The organism is Rhizobium sp. 18055 (assembly GCF_902706285.1).
In the GTDB taxonomy this organism is placed as follows: Bacteria; Pseudomonadota; Alphaproteobacteria; order Rhizobiales; family Rhizobiaceae; genus Rhizobium.
Map to the genome: position 1 here is coordinate 1 of NZ_CACSKD010000347.1, position 423 is coordinate 423.

The following is a 423-nucleotide window of genomic DNA, read 5'->3' on the forward strand; positions in this document are numbered from 1 at the left end:
GGGTCACACCGCCCCGGGCCGCACCCCGCCACGGCCTGCCAGCCGCGCGTCGTGCCACAGCGCGGCACCGTTCGCCAGCGCCACGGCCGTCCCCACGGCGCAGGTGGCGCCCCAGCCGCCGTGCTGCCACGCGGCGGAACCCAGGGCCGAGCCGAGCGCGGCCCCGGCGAAATACGACGTCATGTACACCGCGTTCAGGCGCGATCGGGCCTCGGGGGCCAGTGCATAGATCACGTTCTGGTGGCTGATGTGCACGCCCTGCAGCGCGAGATCGACCGCCAGCACGCCGACGATGAACCAGACCAGGCTGGCGCCGCCGAGCCACAGCGCGGCCCAGCTCGCGAGCAGCAGGGCGACCGAGGCGCGCGTCGTCCACTGCTCGTGCCCGCGGTCCGCCATGCGGCCCGCCCAGTTGGCCATGAG

General features: G+C 74.9%; 1 pseudogene. It reads right to left on the reverse strand.

Annotation, left to right across the window (positions count from 1 at the left end):
* Positions 1 to 3: 3 nt before the first annotated feature.
* Positions 4 to 423, reverse strand: a pseudogene (locus tag GVL52_RS32305) (MFS transporter); the annotation flags it as partial.